The sequence below is a fragment of the Negativicutes bacterium genome, from assembly GCA_021372785.1.
Classification (GTDB): domain Bacteria; phylum Bacillota; class JAAYKD01; order JAAYKD01; family JAAYKD01; genus JAJFTT01.
Map to the genome: position 1 here is coordinate 1 of JAJFTT010000041.1, position 22,282 is coordinate 22,282.

Sequence of the window (22,282 nt, forward strand, 5' to 3'; positions counted from 1 at the left end):
ACTGCAAAGGACTGTGGTTGGAGCCTTTTTGAAACCGTCGTGCGGTAGGAGCTGAAACCAATCCACAGCATCCCTTACAGTGTAGCACAAAGACCTTGGAGTGGGTCTCAAAACTACTACTATATAATACGAGGAGCTGATCCTTATTTCACGCTCGCTTCTCAGCCGTCTGTTTTCCAGTCTGCTCACGCTCTTCCTGGTCAGTCTGCTCATTTTCTTTTTCTTTCAATTCATTCCCGGCGATCCCGTCTTATCCCGTTTGGGGGAGGAGGCCGATCCCGCACTGGAAGCGCTGCTGCGCAAAGAATTGGGACTGGATCTGCCTTTGGCGCAGCGTTATCTGAATTGGATGCTGCATTTAGCGCACGGCGATCTGGGACAGTCGATCCGTTATAATCTGCCCGTCAATCAATTGATCGGTCAGCGGCTGCCCAGTACGCTGGCTTTAGCGGCCTGGTCCTTTTTTCTGACCGTCGTGATTGCCATTCCTTTGGGTTTATGGCTGGCTCGCCACAGTCAGGATTCCGCCGGCTTTGCCGTCAACGCCTTCAGTCAATTGGGAATCGCCATCCCCTCCTTTTGGCTGGCGATCCTCCTGATGCTGGTTTTCGGCGTCAAGCTGAACTGGCTGCCGATCAACGGTTATGTGCCCTGGAGCGTCAGCCCCTGGGGCTTTCTGCGCTCCATGCTGCTGCCGGGTTTGGCGATCAGCTGTTCTTCCGTAGCAATTGTGGTGCGCTATCTGCGCGCTTCTTTACTGGATCAGATGCTGCAGGATTACGTCCGCACTGCCCGCAATAAGGGTTTGAGTGAGAATGTTATCCTGTATCGCCATGTTCTGCGCAATGCACTGATTCCGGTGCTGACGATTCTGGGGGTTCTCCTGGTCAATATCCTCAGCGGCTCGATTGTCATCGAATCCACTTTTTCCATTCCCGGTTTGGGACAATTACTGCAAGGCGCCATACGCAGCCGGGATCTGCCTTTGGTGCAGGGGATCACCCTCTATATATCGATCGTCGTTACCTTTGGTTTTCTCCTGGTGGATCTCCTCTCTGTCTGGGTCGACCCACGCATCCGCGACAGGGGGGCTGATAATGAATAAACAAAATGCCGCCTGGCGCAAAAACAGCAATTTAATCATCGGCGGCAGTATTGTCGGTCTGCTGCTTTTGGTCGTGCTGGTCAGCTTTTTCTGGACTCCCTATTCCCCAACCGCGCCGAGTGCGGCAGCGAAATTGCAGGCGCCTTCCTATGCCCATTGGTTTGGCACCGACCATCTGGGACGGGATGTGCTGAGCCGGCTGATGCAGGCCTCGCAAACCGCTTTTTTGGTCGGCGTCTCCTCCGTTGCGGCCGGCTGTCTGTTTGGTGTCACTCTGGGTTTAGCCTGCGGTTATGCCGGCGGTTGGTTTGACCTGATCACAGTGCGGCTCCTGGACGCTTTCAAAGCCATCCCCAGCATCTTATTGGCTTTGATGATGATTGCCGTCTTTGGCTCCGGCATGAAAGTGACCGTGCTGGCAATTGCTCTGCTCTCCATCCCCCTCTATGCCAGGATGGCGCGCAGCAGCGCCATTCAACTGAAGAATCTCGAATATATGCAGTGGACCAAGCTGATCGGCATCAGCCGCCGCCGCATTTTATTCGTCCATCTGCTGCCAAACATGCGGTCGTCCCTGCTGATTACCGCTTCCTTAGGTTTTGCCAATAGCGTTCTGACCGAAGCCGGTCTCTCTTATCTGGGTCTCGGGGTGCAGCCGCCGGATCCCAGTTGGGGTAAAATGCTCTCGGAAGCGCAGGATTATCTGTTCAATGCCCCCTGGCTCGCCATCAGCGCCGGTCTTGCCATCACTTTATTGGTCCTGGGTTTTAACCTCCTGGGTGACGGTCTGCGCGATCTGAGCGATACGCGGCGAAAGGACTGACGGCATGGACAAACCGACTTTTTTACGGGTACTGGACCTCAGTCTGAGCGTCCCCTATCGCGGCAACGTTTACCCGGCGGTGGAGCATGTCAGCTTTGACATGGCCGCAGGCGACAGCCTGGGTCTGATCGGTGAATCCGGCTGCGGCAAGAGCCTGACCGCGCTGGCAATCGCTGGTTTACTGCCGGCGCAAGTTCTGCGCAGCGGCGGTCAGATTCTGCTGGACGGAGTGGACTTAACTCAAATGACGGCAGAGCAAATGCAGGCTTATCACGGGAATCAGATTTCCATGGTCTTTCAGGACTCCGCCACCTCTCTCAATCCCCTGCTCAGCATCGGTTATCAATTGCGGGAAGTGATTCTGCTCTACTGCCCTGCGGCCGACACAACAGCCAAACAAAAGCAGCTGGCGGAGGACAGTCTCAGCGAAGTCGGTTTGCTGAATCCGGCCGAGATTCTCAGGCAATATCCGCATCAGCTTTCCGGCGGACAACGGCAGCGCATCATGCTGGCCATGGCCATGCTGCCGAATCCCCGGCTTCTGCTGGCAGACGAGCCGACAACGGCTTTGGATCTCACCACCCAGCAGCAAATCCTGGAGCTGATCCGCAATCTGCAGCAAAAACACCGGCTGACACTCTTAATGATTTCGCATAATATGCGGGTGGTGCAATCGCTCTGCCGCCGCACACTCGTCATGTATGCCGGAAAAATTGTGGAAGAGGGACCGACGGCAAGCATCCTGCGGCAACCGCTGCATCCCTACAGCAAAGCCCTGCTCGGCGCCATGCCGACCTTTGAACGACGCGGCCAGGCGCTCGCCACAGTGGAGGGAATGGTGCCTCCTTTGTATGCCCGCAACCTTGCCTGCACTTTCTCACCGCGCTGTCCTCGTAAAACAGCGGTATGTGATCTGGCGGTTGCGGAAAAAAGGCAGGCAGACCGGCTGGTCTTCTGCAACCATCCGGCTCAGCCTGACACAGAAGCGAACGAATCGGCAGAGCGCTGATCAGATTCAGCAGGAAAGGCAGTGATGCTCTGATGCGGCAGGAAACCTGTCTCTTGCAGGTAAATCATTTAGACAAAACCTATCCGCGCAGCGGAAGCGGTTTATTTTCGGCCAAAGAAAGATTGACCGCCGTGCACGATCTCAGCTTCTCTCTGCAGAAAGGGGAGATACTTGGTTTGATCGGCGAATCCGGCTGCGGGAAAACAACAACAGCCCGCATCCTGGCACGCTTGCTGCGAGCGGACCGGGGGGAAGCCAGCCTGAACGGCGTTGAGTACCTGGCACTGACGAACCGCCAGTTCCGCCCGCGGCGCCGGCAAATTCAAATGGTTTTCCAGGACCCGCAGCAAGTTTTAAATCCTTCCCTGACAATCGGCAGCATTCTGCAGGAACCTATGATCGGTTTTGGCATCGGCAGCACGGCCAAAGAGCGTCGTGAGCTGCTGCTGCCCCAGCTGGCGGAAGTCGGTTTGGACGAAAGCCATCTGACTTTCTATCCGCACCAGCTTTCCGGCGGCCAGCGGCAAAGAGTCGCGATCCTGAGCGCCCTGTTGGTACGGCCGGAGCTTTTGATTGCGGATGAGGTCGTTTCGGCGCTGGACTTATCCATTCAGGCGCAAATTCTCAATCTTTTACAGGAACTGCGCCGCAAATATGCTTTATCCATGCTGTTCATCTCCCATGATCTGCATGTTGTTTCCTGGTTGGCCGATCGCATTCTGGTCATGTATCGCGGTTATCTTGTGGAAGAAGCCGGCACCGAAGCATTGCTGCACAATCCGCTGCATCCCTATACAGAAGCGCTTTTCGCAGCCGCCGCCGGCCCTTTCACCGAAAAAACGCCGGTAAAGCCGGCGGTTTCCGCTCTGCCTGACGCGCAAGCCTGCCCCTATGCCGCAAGCTGTCCCCGCTGCCGACCGCTTTGTCGTACCAGCATTCCGGCAATCCGTCTGATCTCGGAAAACCATCAGGTCGCCTGCCATTATCCGGAATAAAGGATTGGTGATTGCTAATTTAGAAGGAGGCCCCGTTTCAGCATGGAGAATACGTTTAACATTATTATCACTGTTTTTGCCGTGATCGGTTTTGGCTTTTTTCTCAGCCGCAAAGGGATCATCGATGAGAAAATCGCGCAATTTATCGCCAAATTGGTAGTCACTTATGTGGTGCCCTGCACTTTAATTAATAATATGATGACCTATTTTTCCTGGGAAAGTCTGCAGGAGGCCGGTTTTGCTTTGCTGGCTCCTTTTCTTTCCATCCTTGCCACCTTCGGCATTGCCCATCTGCTGATTCCGATTTTGAAAATCCCCAAAGGACAGCGCGGTGTCTTTGCCGCGCTCTTTGGTTTTTCCAATACAATTTTTATCGGTCTGCCGGTCTGCACAGCGATCTTCGGCGATGCGGCGGCGCCTTTGGCTCTGCTCTTCTTTGCCGCCAACAGCGTTTTATTCTGGTCTCTGGCAGCACCCGGCATTCGGCGGGATGCGCCCGGCAAGCACAGCGCCGGCTGGCAAGAAACCTTGCAGAAGATTTTTACCCCTGCGCTGATCACCCTGGTTGTCTGCTTTGCCCTGCTGTTTTTAGGCATCCGTTTACCGAAATTTGTGATGGATACCACAAAAATCATCGGCGGTATGAGTACGCCGCTGGCGCTGACTTATATCGGCTACGTGCTCGCCAGTACTGGCTTGAATAACCTAAAAATCAGCCGCAATGTGATCATCGTCTGCATCGGGCGCTTCCTGATCTCCCCCCTCATTACCTTTGGCTTGATGAAGTTCTTCCGCATTGAGGGCTTGATCGCCAATGTCAGTATCCTTCAGTCCGCCATGCCGGCAATGGCTCAGGTGCCGATTGTCGCCGCTCTCTATGGTTCCGACCATCAATTCGCCGCAACCTGCACCTCCTTCTCTACCTTGCTGGGTTTGCTCTTTCTGCCGGTCTACATGTATCTCTTCACACTGCTGGGAATCTAGAGCGTAGCGCCAAAACCCAGCTGTATTTTTAAAAAAATCACTGGACAAATCAACGCGTTCATGTTATATTATTTTTACGTTCGTTGTAACGTATTAATGTGAGAGGGCTTCTAGGGTTCCGGCAGAGCTTCGGTTCTGTGCAGGTCCGAGCGAAGCCGCGTTTTGTTCTGCAAAACGTACACCGTGAGAATAAAAGACTCTGCGGAAGGTCTCCTGTCGAAGGGAGACCTTCCGCTTTTTTTCATGGTTTCTCATATTTCCTCCTCTCTTTTATTTCTACTGTATTGTTGTTTTCTTGTCGGTGGCCGCCGCGAATCTGATTTCGCGGCGGCATTTTTTTAAAGAACCTTCCCCGGCCGTTCAGCCGACCGACAGTCAAAACGCCGCGCTTTCATTGGCTGCGCCACAGCGGTAGTTTTTTCTCTGCCGGCAAAGGAATTCTTTGCGTTATAACGAAATAAGCATTTATTCTATGAAATTCCAGCGTAAAGGAGTGCGATCTCTGCATGGCAGCTGCAATGACAGCAAAAGATATCTTTTTGCTCAAAGAATTGTCCGATATCCAGATTTCTGCGGATGGCAGCCGCATTGCCTGGCTGCAAACCGAGACCAATCGGCAAAAAAACCGCAAAGAAAGCGCGATCTGGCTGGCGACGAGCGGGGAGGGCAGCCCCGCCGCTGCCTTAACCGGAGATCGCAGCGATTCGAAGCCGCGCTTCTCACCCGATGGCCGCAAAATTGCCTTTTGTTCGGAACGCGATCGCGAAAACCCCGGCGGACTTTACCTGATTTCGCTGCAGGGCGGCGAGGCACACTTACTGCAGGGAGAACACAGCCTAGCTTCCGCGCCGCTCTGGTCGCCCGACGGATCAAAGATCGCTTTTCTGTCTTTTGTCAAACAGGAGGCTGCTGCCCGTTATCGCGGGGAGACAAAGGAACTCTATCAGCCGCCGGAGGAAGAAATGCTGCGAGCGCCGCAGGTAATCAATGCGATCTCCTACCGGCAGGATGGCCGCGGTTTTACCCTCGGCGGGCATAACCAACTTTTTGTCTTCGATCTTGAGGATAACGCTTGTGTTCAGCTGACGCAGGAGCAGCATACGATCGGCGCTTTCATCTGGAATCATAACGCAACCGCGCTCTGCTATGCGGTCACCTACATCGATGAGACCAGTTTCCGCTTTCAAAGCCGGGTCCTGCAAGTCACAGCCGCCAATCAGGCCCTGCAGCATCTGCTCGACTTTGCCGGCAGCATCAATAGCCTCAGCCTGCCCGACCCACAAACTTTGCTGCTGAGCGGCGTCGATCAAACCTATCCCAATGGCATCGGTCTCAGTCTGCTTTGGCAGGCAGACCTGAGCGCTGCCGGTCCTTTGGCGCCGCAAGAGCTGAAATGCCTGAATCCGCACAGCCCGGCCGGCTGTGAGAAACCGATTTTCACCGCGGCAACGCAAAACCTGACCTATCTGCGTCTATGGCAGGGTTGCAAGTCGCTCTGCCGCTCGGCTGCTGCCAGTGGTTTCGGCACGGAGGAGCCGGCTGCCCTGACTTTAGCGACCGTCACGGATTTTAGCTGCGATCAGGCGGGCAGACTTGCCTTCATCGCCACTGATTTTACGCATCCGCCGGAAGTTTATTATGCCGACGGCAAAACAACGCGGCGCATTTCTGGCGTCCACGATCAATTGCTGGCAAAATTCCCCGCCCTGCCGGCCGAGAAGTTCACCGTGCAGAATGAAGGGTTACCCATCGAGGCCTGGCTGCTCAAACCGCCGGGTGCTCAGGCGGGAGTCGCTCTGCCGACCATCCTGAACATTCATGGCGGGCCCACCGGCGTTTATCTGGATGCCTATCAAATCAGCTTCCAGCTGCAGGCTTATCAGGGTTATGCCGTACTCTTTGCCAATCCGCGCGGCAGCAGCAGCTATGGCCCTGCCTTCTCGGCTGCCGGTTGCAGCGACTGGGGCGGCGCCGATTATCGCGACTTGATGGCCGCAGTCGATTTCAGCATTGCGCTTGGCATCGCCGACCCCAAACGCTTGGGTGTGACCGGCTGGAGTTACGGCGGCTACATGACCGCTTGGATCGTGACACAAAATCAGCGTTTCAAAGCGGCTGTCGCCGGTGCGATGATTTCCAACTGGCTGACGCTTTCCTGTGTCTGCGATATTAATATCTATGATGAAGGGCTCTGGGAGCAGCCGCTCTTTTTGGATTACGGCAAGGCCATGCAGCGCAGCCCGGTCACTCAGGTCGCTGCGGTAACGACACCAATCCTGCTGCTGCATGGCGGAGCCGATATGCGCTGTCCGATCGAGCAAAGCGAACAATTTTACTTTGCCTTAAAACGGATGGGCAAAGAAACGGTTTATGTCTATTACCCCGGTCAGTCCCATGCCTTTGGCTTACCCGCCTATATTGAAGACAGATGGCAGCGCACCCTGAATTGGATGCGGGAAAGACTATAATAAGGAGTGTCGTTATGAAAAATATTTTAAGCGCCGCAAATTTTTTCGATCTCAAATCAATCAGAGATCTGCAGATTGCGCCGGATGGCAAAACGGCTGTTTATGTTCTGAACGAAACCAACCCGGAGCAAAACGAAAAAGTGACCAATCTTTGGCAGGTTGCCATGGATAGAAGCGCGCCGCCGCGCCGCCTGACCAACAGCGGCAAAGACCGCGCGCCGCGCTTCTCTCCGGATGGCAGCCAGGTGCTCTTCCTTTCCAGCCGCGCAGAGCAGGGCAAAACGCAGTTTTACAGCATCTCCCTGCAAGGCGGCGAAGCGGAGCAAATCAGCACGGAAGTCATGCCGGTTTCCGCCGGACTGTGGAGCCCGGACGGCAAGAAAATTGCTTTCCAGGCCGCAGTGCCGCCGGCGGAAGGACCGCGTTATGCCGCTGAACCGAAAGAACTCTACACGCCGGGCAAAACCGACAAAGAAAAAAAAGAAGCCCCTTTGGTCATTACGGATGCGGATTACCGGGCCGACGGCAAAGGCTATCTCTTTCAGAGCTATCTGCAGCTCTTTGTTCTGGATCTCAGTGAAAAGACGGCGGTCTGCCGGCAAATCACAGAGCAAAAACAACGGCAGGAAGGCTTTCTCTGGAACCGGGAAAGCAATGCGCTTTATTATGTCGTCCGGCACTCTGATCAGCCCGGCGCCGCTTACCGCAGCCGGGTCTGTAAAATTCAATTAGCCAACGGTTACGGCAGCGAAGTCATGGAGTTTGACGGCACGATTAAAGATCTGCTTTTAACAGATGAGGACAGCCGTTTCGTTTGGCTGGGCGCCGATAACTCTCAGGCCTCCGGCACCAATGTGGAGAGAATCTGGTCAATCGTCCTTTCCGGGCCGCAGCCTTTGGATGCGCAAAACCTCGTCTGTCTGACCGAAAACTCTCAGGCCACGCGCAGTAATTTACGCTATGCGGCAGAAGAAAAAACCCTCTACTATGTCAAGCAGCAGCATGCCAGTGCCTATTTCTGCCGTTTACCCTACTCTGACGGGCAAACCGGCGCGGAAAGCGATGCCGTCGGCGGCGCCCTGGCTACCGTCAGCGCTTTTGCGGTCAATGCAACCGGCGAGCGCGTCTTTCTTTGCGAAGACAGCAGTCACCCCGCCGACCTCTATGCGGTGCAGGACGCCAAACCCTTGCGCCTTACTGCTGTCAATGCTGAATTCTTAGCCAAATTCCCTGCTTTGCCAACCGAAAAATTCAGCTATTCCGGCGCGGACGGCTGGGATATTGAAGGTTTTCTCGTGCGGCCGCTAGATTATAGCGCAGGCACCCGAGTCGCCACGATTCTCAGTATTCATGGCGGTCCCACCGATGTTTACATGGACAGCTTCCAATTCCCTTTCCAATTTCTAGCTTATCACGGTTATGCGGTTGTTTATGTCAATCCGCGCGGCAGCATTACCTACGGTCCGCAATTTGCCGCGGCCTGTATCAATGATCTGGGCGGCAAAGATTATCAGGATATTATGCTGGGCGTCGATCACGTCATCGCCATGGGCGTCGCCGATCCCAATCGTCTGGGGGTGACCGGCTGGAGCTACGGCGGTTATATGACTTCCTGGGCGGTCAGCCAAACGAAGCGCTTTCGGGCGGCCGTGGCCGGCGCGATCATTTCCAATTGGCTGACGCTCTGTCTGGTCAGTGACGCCGCAGCCTACGGCGAAGGGCTGCATGGCGGCCCGGCCTTTGATGATATTCCGGCTCTGATGGCTCGCAGTCCCATTCAATATGTACGCCAGGTGGAAACGCCGATTCTGCTCCTGCACGGCATGAATGATGTGCGCTGCCCGCAGGATCAGACCGAGCAATTCTATTATGCCCTCAAACGTCTGGGCAAAGAAACTGTCTATGTCAAGTATCCGGAGCAATTCCACGGCTTTGTCAAACCAGCCTATATTGCAGATCGTTGGCAGAGAACCCTGGCTTGGTTCCAGAGTCATATCAATTGACACTCCCCATCGCGAAAGCAAGGGGTTTTACGGCTCTACTCGATAAAGTGAGGGAAACAAAATGAAACAGGAATTTGCACAGAATACCGCCGCCGACAGCAATCCGGCGGACAATATGGATGAGCTGCGCGACTTAAAGAGAAAAGGCGAGCGCGCCGCCAAAATCGAAACCATGCTGCTGGAACTGGAAGACGAACTGGAAGAAGCCGAAATGGATGCGGAGGAACGTCTCACACAGCTGGAACGCGAAGAAGCCGATGTGAAAAATCTGAAAGGACTGGGGTTCAGCCGCTTTTTAGCCAGGATCAGCGGTGATTATTACGAGCGCCTGGATCAGGAGGAACAGCAGGCGGCCGAAGCTGCCATCTACTATAACCAGGCGGTGGATCGCATCGAAGATATCAAGCTCGAAATTCAGCAGCTGAAACAGGAACAGGCAGACTGCCAGGTTTCGGCGGAACGCTATCATTGGCTGCTGAAAGCCAAGCAAAAAGAAAGCCAAAATAAAGGCGGCGGCACGGCAGGCAAAATTGCCGCGCTGCAGGAAGCCATTGACCAGTGCAAACGCAATCAACGCGAATTACAGGAAGCGATCTCCGCCGGTGAAGCTGCCAAAGCCAGCCTGCTGCTCGTCATAGAAAGCTTGAACAGCGCTTCCGGCTGGGGTATCTTCGATCTGGTGGGCGGCGGTGTGCTGACTACTTTGGTCAAGCATTCGCACATTGATGAAGCAAAGCGCCAGGTTGCTGCCGCAGAAAACAACCTGCGCCGCTTTCATACCGAACTGCTGGATACGCCGGTCTCCGCCCAATTGCAGATTGATACCGACGGTTTTATGAAATTTGCCGATTTCTTTATGGATGGCTTCCTCATTGATTTTTTTATGCAGACAAAAATCAATACGGCCAGAGAAAATGTGCAGAGCGTGATGGATTCCGTAGAGGAATATCTGCTCGATTTGAACGAATTAAGAGAAACCGGGCTGCAGGAAGAAGAACGCTTACAGCTGCAGCTGGAAGACTTGATTCTGGGAAAATAACGCTGCCTGCGGCAAGCACAGCCTGCCAAATTCCATGGAAAAATCGGAAGTGATGTGTAACGTGAAAAGAAAAGTAAGCTGGCTGGTCGTGCTGCCGCTGATTTTATTTGTTCTGCTGGCCATCAGTATCGCGGCGGGCAGCACGACAGGCTTTGAAGGCTGGGCCTACGATGAGACCGTTGAACATATGTCTCCCATTCTGACTGCGCTCGTGAAAGTCATTACGCACATCGGTGATGCGAGCAGTGTGATCTGCTTCTGTCTTTTGTTGTTCGCCTTACCAAAATCGCGGAAGACCATTGCTTGTCCTGTTTCCGTTGCGGTCATCGTCTCAACTATCCTCAATATTTTACTGAAAAACGTATTTTCCAGACAGCGTCCGGATATTTTACGTTTGATTATCGAACTGAATTATAGTTTCCCCAGCGGCCATGCCATGAACAATGCCGCACTTTATACGATACTGATCCTGCTGATTTTCCGCTATATCGAAAATCCTGTCCGGAAATACAGCCTGACCGCTCTCTGCGTCGCTCTGAACCTCAGCATCGGTTTGAGCCGCATCTATCTGGGCGTGCATTATGCGGGCGATGTTTTGGGCGGCTGGCTGATTGGCTTTGCCGTGGCGGTGCTGGTTGATCTCTTTTGGCAGAGCCAAAGCGCAGCAAAGCAGAGCAGCCAGTGACTCTTACAAAAAGAATGAGACGAAGCAGAGGAAACGCTGCATCGCATCGAAAAAACAGGGGTAAATACTGCAGCAATGCAGAATTTGCCCCTGTTCCTTTTATGGGATACCTGTCTTATGATTTCTAGACTGCTTTCATCTCCAGCAGAACGCTGCCGTCTCCTATCACTGTTTTTCTGCTGTTCTGCCGGCCCTGTGCCGTAAAGAACAGCGAATCCGTCAAAGTCTCCTGCTGCAGCTGCGCAAAGATCCCCCGCGAGGCTGCTGCCGCCACCAGGCAAATCGCTGAGAGGCACGGGAGCGGCTTTGGGCGCTTCCCAGACGCGAAGCAAATTCTGCCGAAGGAATTCCGTCAGAAACGGCAGAATCGCAGCCTGGATCTGAGTCTTTGTTTTGGTCGTGCGGTAAAGCACCGTAAAAGCGGCATCCTCTTCCTGCCCGAAACGGCGGCGATTGCCGCGCACCTGCCAATAGGAAAGATCCTCCACGCAGAGTTCGAAGGTTTTGACCACATCGGAGGTTATATCATTTTCAGAGGGCGCTTTGGCTGCTGCGCTGAATTTAGCGATGGGCTACCAGCCAGTGATCGCATTTCTGCCGGAGCTCGTCCCGCAGTGTGAATCGACCTGGCTCAGAAAAGCGCAGGTCCCGAAGGAAACGCAGATTTGCCGGGGACCCATGATTTTACGCTTGACCTCTTCGCCTTAGGGATACCTAAGGGATAACCTAAACGCATTTGCCGGCAGCGAAAAAGCCTGACCAGAAAACTGAGCGGTTCTGCTGAAAGGATCTTTGCTTTTTAACGGATCTTTGCTTTAAAACACAGCCCGCGCTGATGACTGCCCGCGAGATAGAACGTCTCTCCCGCTTTGACCTGACTGCCTTGCAGCTGCAGCACATCTCCCGCAAAGGCCTCGCTGACATATTGGATCTGCAGCTGGCTGAAGCGATGTTCCGCGGGCGGCAGCGGCCAGAAATCGCTGAGGATATCCGCATAAATCGTATTGTTCAGGTGACTGTTGTAATCCAAATCGGAATAATAAATGTTGCGGCTGCCGAGCGCAGACAAATCAGCCGGCATCTGCAGATTTTCCACCTGCATGGCAGCCTCCGGCTGACGGTCTTCAAATATACCCAAACGATAAAAAGCAGCAGGACGCAAGAGACGATGCGTATGGAAATCGACCAGCACGCTGAGCTGCAGCAGATGGCCGATTTCCTCCCCGGCGGCATATAAACGGAACGAACGATAAAAATGCACGCCGAGATGACCCAGCGGTTCCGTAATAATTGTTAAATTTTCTCCGAAACTAGGTTGACGGCGAAGATTCAGTTGATTTGTCGTCAGTAAAAAAGCCATGCCTTCGGCTGCCAATTGCTTGTGGTCCATGCCTGAAACAGCCAAATGTTCCTCGCAAATTTCCTGAAACATGCGCAGCAGCGCGGAAGCTTTCATCAGGTTACCGGGTCCCACCTGAAAAACGGCCACTGTAACTTGACGCTGATATTGCTTTGCCGAAATCAAAACGAACCACTCCTCTATTCTAAGTCTTTCTCTGCTGACGAACGCGGCAAAAAGCGGCAGCCTTGCCCTGCCGCCGCCTTTCATTCGGACATAAGGTTGATTCGGTCCTCTACGATTTGCAGAGGCGGTCCCTGCAGCAAGAGAAAGCGATCGGCCACCTGAGCCGCCTCTTGCCGGTCGTGACTGACCCAAATAACCAGCCGCTGCCGGCCTTCCGCCCTGATCACCTGCCATAACCGGCGGCGCTGCAACTCATCCAGGCCTTTCAGCGGTTCGTCGAGCAGGAGTGCATCCCCATCATAGCACAAAGCGCGTCCCAAAGCCAGCCGGCGTTTCATGCCGCCGGACAATTCAGCGGGATACCGTTTGGCTTCGCTGAACAAACCCAATTGCTCCAGCCGCCGGTTCGCCTCTGCCAATCCGCCGGGAGGCCGACAGACGAGCAGATTTTGCAGCACGTTCAGCTGCGGCAGCAATCGGTCTTCCTGAAACATCATGGCCGGCCGTTGGAAACCTTGCTGCATACTGCCGCTGTCCGCCTGCTCCAAACCCACCAGCAGGCGCAGCAGCGTCGTTTTACCGCAGCCGGAGGGTCCCATCAGCACCACCACGCCGGATTTTGGCAATTCCAAAGAAAAATCTTGCAGGACCGGTCGGCCATCAAAGCTAAAATTGATCTTTTCCAATTTCATTCCGCCGGTTTCCTCCGCTTCTTCTGCAGACATACGCTGAGCAGAAACTCAAAGCTGATACTGATACTGATCACAACAATCGTCCAGGCAAATAAATCCGCTGTTTCCAGATAAATTTTTGCCTGATACAATTTCGTGCCAATCCCAAGCCGGGGCAGACTCAACACTTCGGCAGCTACACCCGATTTCCAGGCAAAACCGAAGCCAACCAGACAGGCGGTGGTAAAAAACGGTTTGATCGCCGGCAGATAAACCGTCCGCCATAACGCAGGTAAGGAAAACCGATAAACCCAGGCCATCTCCAGCAGATTTTCATCCGCTTCTCTAATTCCGGTTTCCACATTGCTCCATACCATCGGCAAAACCATCAGAAAGCAAATGAACAGAGGCAGCGTATCGGAAGCAATCCAAATCAGGGCTAAAATCACAAAAGAAGCGACCGGCGAGGCTTTGATGATATTCATCGGGAAAGCAATCACCTGACGCACCGACGGCAGAAAGGCAGTCAGAACCGCCAGCAGGCTGCCCAGAACCACTGCCAGAGCGTAACCGAAAAAAATCCGGCGCAAAGAAGCCAGCACGACTTGCCAGAAAGCTGCTTCCTGCAGCAGCTCTGCCAGACGCCGTAAAACCTGACCCGGCGCAGGCAGCAGCAAAGCGAGCTGCACTCTGGCGGCTGCAAATTGCCAGACCAAAAACCAAAACAGCAAAGCGAAACCAAAGAAAAGGGCAGCAGAAAGCGGCCGCGGCGGCTTTCGCTTGCCGTTGTAATGCTTCATCTGCTCGCCCTCCTCCTGTTTTGCAAAACAGCGGCTTTTATTTGATATAAAGATCCCTGCCCGGCAGTTTACCGCCCACCGATTTGGCATCCGCGGCAAATAAAACCTGCAGACAATGATCTGCCTTCGTTACCATTTCATCCCCGTCAATATAAACAATATTGCAGAAGGGAATTGCCGCTTTGGCGACCGCTTCCGGAATCACATTATATTGCGCGCTCAGAGCAGCCGCGGCATCGACATTCTCATTGCTATAAGCAACCGACGCTTTATATTCCGTCAGAAACGCATCCACCGCCTTTTGGTGGGCTTGATAGAATTCCGTGCGCACCGCAAGGCACCCCATCACCAAACTGCCGCCCTGCGGAGCAACGGCTTCCCATTCCTTTGTCATATCCAGCGCAATCCGCACCGTCTCACTCTTCTGCTGCACCGTCGTTACAAAGGGCTGCGGCAGCAGAGCCAGGTCAATTTGACCTTCCGCCAATAAAGCGGCAACTTCGGCATGTTCGCTCTTATAGACAATCTGCACATCTTCACCGGGAATCAAGCCATTGGAAGTCAGAATATAATTCAAGGCATATTCCGGGGTAGAGGCTTGCCCTGTGGCATAAATGGTTTTCCCACGCAGATCTTCCACCGAATGCACGCTGTCGCCATTTTCCAGAAGGAATAAAACACCCAGGGTGTTGATCGCCGCCATTTTCACCATGCCCTCCGTTTTGTTGTAGAGTACGGCAGCCAAATTGGCGGGAATTGCTGCAAGATCCAGCTCACCGGCAATCATTTTTGCGCTGATTTCTTCCGGCGCTCCGGCTAATGTAAAATCATACTGATTGGCAGTTGTTTTTGCCTCGGCCTTCTGCATCAATTGCAGCATGCCAAGAGCAGTCGGCCCTTTGAGGGCGCCGATGCGGATTGCAATTTTCTCCGCCGGCTTTTGAACACAGCCGCCAAACAGCGCGGCCACAAGCGCGATCAGCAGAGTAACGCTCAGGATTTTCTTCGCTTGATTCAATTGAATCTACCCCCGTTCATTTTTTGCTTTGGCTCTGGAGAATACCGCTTTGTAAGCCGCTTTGTAAGCCGCTTTGTAAGCGGAAACTGCCGTCCGCATTTTCTGTCAGCGTTCCGTCCCGTTTCAGCACATCCAGCGCCCGATAAAGGGTAGCCCGGCTCATATTCAGACGTTTGCTCAGCTGCTGCCGGCTGCAAGGCAGAAAAAAATCAGGAGTTTCCGCGTCCGCCGCCTGACTGGTCAGAAAAACCAACAGCGCTGCCCGCGGTGAAGTGGCAGCAAAACCACTGATTTTTTGATTTAAAAAAACAATCCGACCGGACAGAAAGCTCAGAAAGTTGCGGCAGATCAAAAACTCTTCCTGAAAAATCGCTTCCAGTTGCGCAGCCGATAAAAACATCACCAGAGATTGTTTCTCTGCTGCGATCTGAGAAACATAAGTTTCGTTCTCATTGAACAACGAGGCAACACCAAACATCTGACCGGGCTGGATCGTGTTCAATAGAACATCTGCTGGGGTGCTGACCCGCAGGCCCCCCGCTAAAACTATGCCGGCCGCCCGGCGAAAGTCGTGCAGATCATAGACGCAAGTCCCTGCCGCATACTGTTCCAGACTGTAACGCCCCTCCAGCAAATCAAGCAGGCGTCCGGCTTCCACATTGTAAAACAACGGCGTCTGTTGCAATTGCTTTATAAAATGGAACAGACTGTTTTCTTGTTGCACAGCCTCACCTCACTATGTCTCAAATGATACAATTTCTATTTTATTGTAATCTATCAATAACATTCAGTCAAGAGAGGCCGTGCGAGAGAAACTGTCTGATTCTGCGTCCGGTTCCACTTGCCAATTGAAATCTTGCCAAAAGCTATTGAGAAAAACAGTGATATCGCAGCCTAACAAGGACAAATCCTCGCTGTCGCAGATTTTAGGCCAACTGCGCCGGTAGCAGCGCAGTTGCTTTGCATCCGCTTTCAGATGACGGTCCACCCGGCCGCGCTGCTGCGGTCTCATGTTTCATCGTAAAACGGTTGCCCGCGGAAAACGGATCAATGCACCTCGGCGGCAGGCGGCTGTGTTGCCTGCCGCAGCCGCCGAAATGCCCAATTGGCTTTCGGATTCTGCTTGATCATCGAGCCGGTGACCCGCTGCCAATGATATTTTCTGCCGCATTTCCAAGCATCGCCGAGCCGGTGCAGCACGCTGGCCGCCTTAGCAAGCGTGAATCATGAAAACAGCCGGCTTCTGCACGCGAACTCACACCCTCTCCCGGCATATGGCTCAGCGGCTTTCAATCTGTCAGCGCGGCGATCAGCCCTGCCGAATTTTGGTGAGCTTTCTTTTCGAAATTTCTTCATTATTTATCTCTTGTAACTCACTGACCGATATGGTAAGCTAAAAAGATTGAACCGAAGAATGACTGGCAAAGAAAAACGAGGTACGAACGATGAAATATAACATTATTGGCGACCAATTACCGGTAGTCGTCTGCGAGCTGCAGGAAGGCGAAACCATGCTGACCGAAAGAGGATCCATGTGCTGGATGTCCCCCAATTTAAAAATGGAAACCACCGGCAACGGCGGTCTTGGCAAAGCCCTGGGACGCATGCTGAGCGGGGAAACCTTATTTCAGAATCGCTATACCGCCATTGGCAAAGCCGGAATCATCGGTTTTGCCTCCAGTTTTCCGGGAGCGATTCGCGCTTTTGAGATCAGCCCGGGCCACGAGTTGATTGTACAAAAATCCGCTTTTTTGGCGAGCGAAAGTTCCGTGGAACTCTCCATCCATTTTCAAAAAAAACTCGGCGCTGCTTTTTTTGGCGGGGAAGGCTTTATTATGCAGAAACTCTCCGGTCAAGGCACAGTTTTTCTGGAAATTGACGGTTCCGCGGTGGAATACAGCCTGGACGATGGGGAATCCATGCTCATCGATACCGGATATCTGGCGGTAATGGATCCAACCTGCAGCATGGATATTCAATCCGTCCCGGGAATTAAGAATATGCTGTTCGGCGGGGAAGGCGTTTTCAACACGGTCGTAACCGGACCGGGTAAGATCCTGCTGCAAACCATGCCGCTCAGCGGGGTTGCCGCCGCTTTCCGTCCGTTTATCACACCGGGTAAATAAACCGCAGAGTCAAAAGACGAAACTCAAAAGACGAGACCGAAAAAACACGGTCCCGTCTTTTAACATTGCGCCCCGCGCACACTTTATTTTTGAGAAGCGCAGAGCAGATTGATTTGCGCCGCGGCTGCTTTATCGGTAAAGGCCAGCAGTTCGTCGCCGCCTTTTAAAATGGTATTGCCGCGGGGAATGATCACGTCCTTACCCCGGTTCAGTGCAATCAAAACCGCGTTTTCCGGCAGAGTCAACTCCTTGATTGGTCGGTTCGCCGCTGCCGAGCCCTCGCTGATTGTCACCTGCACAATGGCATAATCTCCGCGGTTCAGCTTCATCAGTGTCATAATATGTTTCAGATCGATCTCTTCCACCACGAGATGCGCCATCAGATCAGCCTGATTTAGACCCACATCCACACCCATTTCAGCGGTAAACAACCAGGCGTTTTGAGGATTGTTGACGCGGGCGATCACACGGGCTACGTTAAATTCGAACTTGGCGATGGTGGCAGCAACCAAATTCGTCTCATCGGCGCCGGTCACCGCCACAACCACATCCGCCGAAGCAATACCGCAGGCTTCCAAGACACTCGGTTCAATTCCACTGCCGGAATTGATACACTCCAACGGGATCATCCTTTTCAATTTCGCCAATGGCGCTTCGTGATTTTCGATGACCATGACAGCACAGCCATTTTCCAATAACAATTTGGCAATATAGGAACCGACTAAACCGCCTCCGATAATGATAACTTTCATTTTGCTGCCTTCCATTATAGCATCACCCCCAGCATGGTTTTTAATTTCTTGGCAGCCGAAGCCGCCACGGTCATGTAAAGCATATCATCCTGCTGCAGTGTCGTTCCCAGGGTAGGCAGAAAGGATTGATTCTTCCGGCTGATGGCAATCACCTGAAACTCACCAATTGAGGTCAGCTCGTTGACCGTTTTACCGACCAGGAGATGCGGCACTTCGATCCGGATCAGATCCGCATTGCCGTCGCCAAAGGTTAAGAGTATATCCAGCTGGCTGTAGGTCAGAATATCCATCGCGCGGGCAACTCCCCAGCTTGTGGTGGAAATAGTCTGAATACCGAGGGTGCGATAAATCTCGGCGCTGCGGGGATCGTATAAGCGCGCAATGGCACAGGGCACTTTATAGATATTCTTGGCAATTCTGGCAATTAAGGCATTGGTATCATCATTTCTGGTGCAGGCCGCCACCGCATCCGCCTTGCGAATTTGCGCTTTTTCTAAAATCTCCCGATCAAAACCGATACCGACCAGGGTTTCACCTTGAAAATTGAGGCCAAGCTGTTCCAGAGCCGCGGCATTGGTATCAATTACGGTTACTTTATGACCTTTTTGCACCAGATTCAAGGCGAGCTGCGATCCCAGCTTACCGCAGCCTACGATAATCACTTTCATTCTAGTTACCTCCTGTTTCTTTTGTTCTGCCCATACGACGGACCAGCGCTTTTCTCAGTTCTTCGACCAAGAGAATCGGGATTGGGATCACCGCTAAAAACAGCCATTCCTGCCAGCCGATGGCCGCGGTATGAAAGGTCGTCTGCAAAAAGGGAACGTAGATGATGGCGCCCAGCAAGAAAACCTCAAAAACGATGCCGAAGAGCACTTTTCGATTGCTGAAGAGTCCGATTTTGAAAACAGATTCTCTCTCTGTCCGGCAGTTCAGCACCGCGCCGATTTGGCTGAAGACAATCGCCGCCAAGGTCATGGTCGTCGCTTTGGCATAAACGGCGCCGCCGGACGCTAAGGGAATCGCAGGCCAGCCATTCAAGCGATTGACAAAGAAATAAGCCGCCAGGGAAATGACCGATCCCATCATACCATACCAGAGAAATGCCTTGACCATATTTCTCCGATTCAACAGATTGTCCGAGCGGGAACGCGGCGGCTGATCCATGACGCCTTTTTCGGCTAATTCCGTACCCAAGCCCAGCGCCGGCATCATATCCGTGCCCAGATCGATGGTTAAAATCTGCATGACCGTTAAAGGCAGCGGAATCAGGCCTTTGGAAAATAAGAAGGCGGCGGAAGGGATCGCTTCCGGCATATTGCTGTTGAGAATGTAGATCAGGAATTTTCTGATATTGCTGTAAACTGTACGGCCCTCTTCGATGGCTTTGACGATGGAAGCGAAGTTATCATCCGTCAGGATCATATCCGCCGCTTCCTTGGCGACATCGGTACCGGAAATTCCCATTGCCACGCCGATATCGGCTTTTTTCAAGGCGGGGGCGTCATTCACACCGTCGCCGGTGACAGCGACGATCTCTCCCGCCGCCTGTAAATTGCAGACGACTCTGTATTTTTGCTCCGGCGCGACGCGGGCAAAGATCACTTCGCCTTTCAGGGCGTCTTTTAATTCCTCATCACTGAGCTTGGCTAACTCCTGACCGGATATGACTCGGGGATGCTCACCCTGCACAATGCCAATCCGCCTGGCGATACTTTCGGCGGTCAGACCGTAATCGCCGGTGATCATGATAATCCGAATGCTGGCTTTGCGGCACTGCTCTACGGCTGCCGCAACTTCCGGGCGCGGCGGATCGGCCATCACAACCAGCCCGAGAAAAGTTAAACTTTGTTCCAACAACTCCGGGGTATAGGCGCTCAGGGCGCTCGGCAGCTGACTCTCGCCGGTGATCGAACGGCAGGCAATGGCCAGAACCCGCAATCCGCTGCGGGCATAGCGGTCGTTGGCCTGCATGGCTTCGGCGCGTTGTTGCTCCGTAATCGCTTCGGTTTGTCCGCCGCGCCGAATTTCTGTGCACAAATCCAGGATTTCCTTGGGAGCGCCTTTGACATACGCGATTCTGCCGCCGTTTTTCTGACTGCTGTTTTGATGAATCGTCGTCATTCTTTTGCGTCTGGAGTCGAACGGCAGTTCTCTGATTCTGGGCATCTGAGCGGCCGCTTCTTCCAAATTGAGTCCGGCTTTGGTGGCAGCCACCGACAGACAAGCTTCCGTCGGATCACCCAAAACGGTATAGCGATCGGACTCCGCATCGGGCGGAATCAAGCGGGCATTGCTGCAAAGGCCGGCTGCGCTCAAAAGCAGCTTCAGATCTCCGTCGCTAAGAGCGCTGGTCGGTTGACCGTCTTGCATGACCTGGCCGATCGGCGCGTAGCCCTGACCGGTCACCGTCAGTTCCCGGCCCGGCAGCCACAGATTATTGACGGTCATTTCGTTCTGGGTCAGCGTGCCGGTTTTATCGGAACAAATCACGGTAGTACAACCCAACGTCTCCACCGCGGATAAGCGTTTGACCAAGGCATGTTCTTTGGCCATACGCTGCACCGCCATTGCCAGGGATAAGGTGACGGTTGGCAGTAATCCTTCCGGAATAAAGGCGACTACCATACCCAAAGCAAAAATAAAAGCCTGCGCCACCGGTTGTTTCACGAAGAAAACGGCAGCAACAAAGAAAAGAGCGCCGGCAGCCAGGGCCATAAAAGAAACCTGTTTGGTCAGTTGGTCCAGTTCTTTTTGCAGCGGGCTCTGCTCTTCTTTCATTTCCTGCGTCAAACCGGCAATTTTGCCGAACTCTGTCTGCATTCCGGTGGTGACCACGACCGCTTTGGCCGTGCCGCTGGCAACACTGGTTCCGGCGAAAATCAGATTCGGAATCTCAAAACGGGACAAACCTTCTCTGAGCACCGGATCGTGCGTTTTGCGGATCGGATTGGATTCGCCGGTCAGGGTCGACTGATCAATTTGAAAATCGCTGGTATCCAAAAGGCGGGCATCCGCGGAAATTTTATCGCCTTCCTGCAGCAAAATAATATCGCCCGGGGTCAGGTCTTCCGTCAATATTTGCTGTTCTTTCTTTTCCCGAATCACTCGGGCATAGGACGGCAGCATTTTTTTCAGGGCTTCTGTTGCTTTACCGGCCCGAAATTCCTGCCAAAAGCTAAAAACACCGTTGATCAGATTGACCAGCCAGATCGCGACAGCCAATTCGGGCATATCGGCAAAGAAGGCAATAATGCCTCCGATCCATAAGAGGACCGCCATCATGCTGACGAAATTACCGGCAAAAACCAAAATAATTGATTTGCCTTTCTTCTCGCTGAGAATATTCTTGCCGTAGACCTTGAGATTACGCTCAACTTCCGCGGCTGTTAAACCATCCGGTCTGGTCTGCATGATTTGACAGGCCGCCGCTGCGGTCAGTTGCTGGATTGTCTCGATTTTATTTTCTATCCCGATTTGTTTTTGCTCGCTCATGGTAAAACCTCATTTTATTTTTTCCATATATTTACTATTATTATAGCTCTTTCCGATGCCATTTACAAGTATCACATCAGAAAATGAAACAAGGCGCGCGGTAGAATTGGCACTGAATTACCAAATGCAGAGCCGCTTTCGTTTCGAAGCAGGCGCTCTTTAAAAAAAACGGAACCGCTGATCATGCGGTCCCGCCTTTTTAGAATGCAAACCAAAAGCTGTTTCTGCTTGCTGCGGCGCAACCGATGGATATTTTGCTTCCATTTCCGCAAATCACCTGTTTGCCGTCCCTGCCACCCTGCGCTGTTTTTGTTTTGGGCAGGCGCAGCACATCGGTGCCGGCACCTGAGCTTAACCTCAATATGCTGACGGTCAAACGGTGGGCCGAGCGGGTTGAGGCGAACCGCCGGTTCAGTCCCTGCGTAACCGATCCTTTGCAGAGCTTCGTCAGCCACTTGGCGGCCAGTGCCTTTTTCCGACAGCGGAACGGAATCCTCCGGATCCCAAGGTTCCTGCCGTCGCTTTTTTTAAAATCGCATTTCCGTCACTCCAACCCAAACAATTGTCTGCCGGCGCGCCTTGAAAAGCGGCGCGTTGGCTGCTTTATGCCAAGAGTCCGAAATAAACCAAAACGGCAATCCCCAGAACAATCCGATACCAACCGAAGACGGAGAAGTCATTTTTCTGAATATAGCGCATCAGAAAACGAATGGCAAGGAGGGAAACCACAAAAGCCACGATCGTACCGACAGCCAGGATCGCCCACTCGGTCTCGCTCAGCAAA

The 22,282-nt window shown here is 53.2% G+C and carries 21 protein-coding genes; 10 read left to right on the top strand and 11 right to left on the bottom strand.

All coding sequences use genetic code 11. The annotated features are described in order from the left end of the window. Nucleotides 1-145: 145 nt before the first annotated feature. From LLG09_05710 to LLG09_05750, 9 genes are all read left to right on the top strand, one after another. On the top strand, nt 146-1,105 hold the full coding sequence (locus LLG09_05710) for an ABC transporter permease (protein ID MCE5196608.1): 960 nt from the start codon (nt 146-148) through the stop codon (nt 1,103-1,105). Further along, nucleotides 1,098-1,928: an ABC transporter permease gene (locus LLG09_05715; protein ID MCE5196609.1), complete on the top strand. Its 831-nt coding sequence runs from the start codon at nt 1,098-1,100 to the stop codon at nt 1,926-1,928. The genes LLG09_05710 and LLG09_05715 overlap by 8 nt, the downstream gene beginning before the upstream one ends. 4 nt (nt 1,929-1,932) lie before the next feature. Next, nucleotides 1,933-2,937, top strand: coding sequence for an ABC transporter ATP-binding protein (locus tag LLG09_05720; GenBank protein ID MCE5196610.1), 1,005 nt, complete (start codon nt 1,933-1,935; stop codon nt 2,935-2,937). Nucleotides 2,938-2,990: 53 nt separating this feature from the next. Then, entirely contained in the window at nt 2,991-3,932 is a 942-nt protein-coding gene (locus LLG09_05725) for an ABC transporter ATP-binding protein (protein MCE5196611.1), read from the top strand. Nucleotides 3,933-3,974: 42 nt separating this feature from the next. After that, entirely contained in the window at nt 3,975-4,916 is a 942-nt protein-coding gene (locus LLG09_05730) for an AEC family transporter (protein MCE5196612.1), read from the top strand. 506 nt (nt 4,917-5,422) lie between these two features. Beyond that, a complete protein-coding gene (locus tag LLG09_05735) occupies nt 5,423-7,384 on the top strand; it encodes a S9 family peptidase (GenBank protein MCE5196613.1) in 1,962 nt (653 codons plus the stop codon). 14 nt (nt 7,385-7,398) lie between these two features. Beyond that, entirely contained in the window at nt 7,399-9,387 is a 1,989-nt protein-coding gene (locus LLG09_05740) for a S9 family peptidase (GenBank protein MCE5196614.1), read from the top strand. A 61-nt stretch (nt 9,388-9,448) separates the two neighbouring features. Then, nucleotides 9,449-10,426 carry a hypothetical protein gene (locus LLG09_05745; protein ID MCE5196615.1) on the top strand — a complete coding sequence of 326 codons (978 nt, stop codon included), beginning with the start codon at nt 9,449-9,451 and terminating at the stop codon, nt 10,424-10,426. A gap of 61 nt (nt 10,427-10,487) precedes the next feature. After that, nucleotides 10,488-11,111, top strand: coding sequence for a phosphatase PAP2 family protein (locus LLG09_05750; GenBank protein ID MCE5196616.1), 624 nt, complete (start codon nt 10,488-10,490; stop codon nt 11,109-11,111). Nucleotides 11,112-11,910: 799 nt separating this feature from the next. Here LLG09_05750 and LLG09_05755 read toward each other — a convergent pair. From LLG09_05755 to LLG09_05780, 6 genes are all read right to left on the bottom strand, one after another. Then, complete coding sequence (locus tag LLG09_05755) at nt 11,911-12,636, bottom strand: hypothetical protein (protein MCE5196617.1); 726 nt, start codon at nt 12,634-12,636, stop codon at nt 11,911-11,913. 80 nt (nt 12,637-12,716) lie between these two features. Beyond that, complete coding sequence (locus tag LLG09_05760) at nt 12,717-13,328, bottom strand: ATP-binding cassette domain-containing protein (GenBank protein ID MCE5196618.1); 612 nt, start codon at nt 13,326-13,328, stop codon at nt 12,717-12,719. Then, complete coding sequence (locus LLG09_05765; protein MCE5196619.1) at nt 13,325-14,107, bottom strand: ABC transporter permease subunit; 783 nt, start codon at nt 14,105-14,107, stop codon at nt 13,325-13,327. The genes LLG09_05760 and LLG09_05765 overlap by 4 nt, the downstream gene beginning before the upstream one ends. A 37-nt stretch (nt 14,108-14,144) precedes the next feature. After that, on the bottom strand, nt 14,145-15,125 hold the full coding sequence (locus tag LLG09_05770; protein ID MCE5196620.1) for a PhnD/SsuA/transferrin family substrate-binding protein: 981 nt from the start codon (nt 15,123-15,125) through the stop codon (nt 14,145-14,147). A gap of 16 nt (nt 15,126-15,141) precedes the next feature. Next, a complete protein-coding gene (locus LLG09_05775; GenBank protein ID MCE5196621.1) occupies nt 15,142-15,849 on the bottom strand; it encodes a Crp/Fnr family transcriptional regulator in 708 nt (235 codons plus the stop codon). Between the two features lie 323 nt (nt 15,850-16,172). Further along, the gene (locus tag LLG09_05780; GenBank protein MCE5196622.1) at nt 16,173-16,325 is read right to left on the bottom strand and encodes a hypothetical protein; all 153 of its coding nucleotides are present in this window, start codon (nt 16,323-16,325) and stop codon (nt 16,173-16,175) included. 245 nt (nt 16,326-16,570) lie between these two features. Between LLG09_05780 and LLG09_05785 the strand changes: the two genes are divergently transcribed. Further along, nucleotides 16,571-17,251: a TIGR00266 family protein gene (locus tag LLG09_05785; GenBank protein MCE5196623.1), complete on the top strand. Its 681-nt coding sequence runs from the start codon at nt 16,571-16,573 to the stop codon at nt 17,249-17,251. Nucleotides 17,252-17,334: 83 nt separating this feature from the next. Here the strand turns inward: LLG09_05785 and LLG09_05790 are convergent, their stop codons facing one another. From LLG09_05790 to LLG09_05810, 5 genes are all read right to left on the bottom strand, one after another. After that, nucleotides 17,335-18,018, bottom strand: a complete 684-nt coding sequence (locus LLG09_05790; protein ID MCE5196624.1) for a TrkA family potassium uptake protein — start codon at nt 18,016-18,018, stop codon at nt 17,335-17,337. Then, the gene (locus LLG09_05795; GenBank protein MCE5196625.1) at nt 18,018-18,671 is read right to left on the bottom strand and encodes an NAD-binding protein; all 654 of its coding nucleotides are present in this window, start codon (nt 18,669-18,671) and stop codon (nt 18,018-18,020) included. The genes LLG09_05790 and LLG09_05795 overlap by 1 nt, the downstream gene beginning before the upstream one ends. Before the next feature lies 1 nt (nt 18,672). Next, entirely contained in the window at nt 18,673-21,498 is a 2,826-nt protein-coding gene (locus LLG09_05800) for a cation-transporting P-type ATPase (GenBank protein MCE5196626.1), read from the bottom strand. Nucleotides 21,499-21,569: 71 nt separating this feature from the next. Continuing rightward, nucleotides 21,570-21,980, bottom strand: a complete 411-nt coding sequence (locus LLG09_05805; GenBank protein ID MCE5196627.1) for a hypothetical protein — start codon at nt 21,978-21,980, stop codon at nt 21,570-21,572. Between the two features lie 121 nt (nt 21,981-22,101). Beyond that, nucleotides 22,102-22,282: undecaprenyl-diphosphatase (locus tag LLG09_05810; GenBank protein ID MCE5196628.1), on the bottom strand; the 181-nt coding region annotated here is incomplete at its 5' end.